The organism is Actinosynnema sp., from assembly GCF_052038725.1.
In genome coordinates this window covers 1-1606 of the sequence record NZ_JBQGCX010000998.1, presented here as the reverse complement: position 1 = coordinate 1606, position 1606 = coordinate 1, and the positions used below count along the sequence as shown (strand labels likewise).

General features: G+C 77.3%; 3 protein-coding genes. All 3 read right to left on the bottom strand.

Translation table 11 applies throughout. From position 1 onward, the window contains the following. A partial coding sequence (locus ACTUAL_RS21160; protein WP_440901470.1) for a TetR family transcriptional regulator occupies positions 1–366 on the bottom strand: 366 nt, incomplete at its 3' end. 163 nt (positions 367–529) lie between these two features. Continuing rightward, positions 530–988 carry a hypothetical protein gene (locus ACTUAL_RS21155; protein WP_440901469.1) on the bottom strand — a complete coding sequence of 153 codons (459 nt, stop codon included), beginning with the start codon at positions 986–988 and terminating at the stop codon, positions 530–532. Positions 989–1208: 220 nt separating this feature from the next. After that, on the bottom strand, positions 1209–1606 hold a 398-nt coding region (locus tag ACTUAL_RS21150; protein WP_440901468.1), incomplete at its 5' end, for a hypothetical protein.

Below are 1606 nucleotides of genomic sequence, written 5' to 3'. Positions count from 1 at the left end.
GCCGGTGAACACCCCCAGCATCGCCTCGGCGGCGGTGGGGCTGCTCGCCGCCGCGCGCAGCAGCGACAGGAACCCGGCGTCGTGCTCCCACACCGCGAGGAACCGGTCCAGCAGCACCGCCGCCACCTCGCCCCGAGGCAGTCCGCGCAGGTCGGGCAGGCGCAGGTCGAACGCGGCGGCCTCGGCGAACAGCGCCTCCTTGCCGCCGAAGTACCGCACCACCAGCGCCGCGTCCACGCCCGCGTCGGCCGCGACGTCGCGCACCCGCACCCGGTCGAACCCGCCCTCGCCGAAGCGGGCGCGCGCGGCGTCCAGGATCGCCGCCCTGGTCGCCTCGGCGGAGCGCTTGCGGGGTGGTGCGGGCACGGGGGCAAGTCAACAGGGCGTGCGCGCGAGTGTCCTAACCGGCCCCGGCCATCGGCGCGCCCACCCTCGGGTCCTCGGTGTTGACCAGGAACGACGTGGCGGGCAGCGACCCGTCCGCGCGGCGCTCCCCTCGGCGCCTGCCGGGTCGACCTCCCGCAGCACGTCACCGCCCCAGCCCGGCTCGTTCCCGGTGTTGCCCCGCGCGACCGCGCCCGTCACCGAGCACGGCCTGCTCCCGGTTGCCCAGCGCCAGGTTGTCGCGCAGCCGGGCGGGGGCGTCGCGCAGGGCGAAGCCGTCGCCCGCGTTGCGGAAGGCGCTGCTGCCCGACAGCTCGTGCCCGGCCCGACCGGTGCTGGTGAACCCGTCGCCGTTGTTCTTCCACGCCGCGCTGCGCAGCACCGCGTGCGGGCCGCCCGTGCCGAGGTCGAAGCCGTGCCCGGAGCCGAGCGCGCGCGGGAAGCCCCAGCGGTTGATCCCGTTGCCGCAGGCCCAGTTCGAGTCGAGGGTGACCCGCCTGGCGAAGGCGTCGAGGCTGGTGCCGTCGTCCACGTTGTCGCAGGCGCGGCAGCCGCGCACGGTCAGCACCGGCCGCGCGCCGACCTGGCTCGCGTCCAGGATCACGTGGTCGCCTGGCGGGGCGGCCAGGGTGATCGTAGATGGTCTGACCTGGCTGGACCACGGCGGCGGCCCGGCCGAGCGTGGCGAACGGGTCCCGCTCGGTGCCCGTCGCGCCGTCGTCCCCCTGGGGACACGAAGAAGCTGATCGGCGTGGCGGTCGTCGGCGGCGCGGTGGAACCGGAGGGCGGTGCGCCGGTGGGAGTGTCCGGTGTGGACGGGCCGGTCACGGCGGGGAAGCGCGGCGCGCCCACGTCCAGGCAGCGCGCGCAGCCGCGCACGTGCCTGGTGGCGCGCTTGAACCACCGGTCGCCGCCGTGTGCGGCACGCTCAGCCGCAGCGCGCCCGCGACCTCGGCGCGCGAGAGCAGCCCGTTGACCTCCTGCCACCACGGGGAGAACAGCTCCCGGTCGGCGGGCGCGAGCCAGCGGGTGGCGTCGAGCACCTCGCGCGACTCGGCGACCTGGCCCATCCGGTTCGCCGTGCGCTCGGCGAGGGCCTGGCCGGGCGCGGCGGTCTCGGGCAGCGCGTCCAGCGGCAGCGCCGGGCGGCGCCCGCGCACGTGGTCGCGCACCGCGTCGGGGTCGCCCGCCTGGGCGGCCAGGACCACCTGGGCGTCGACGA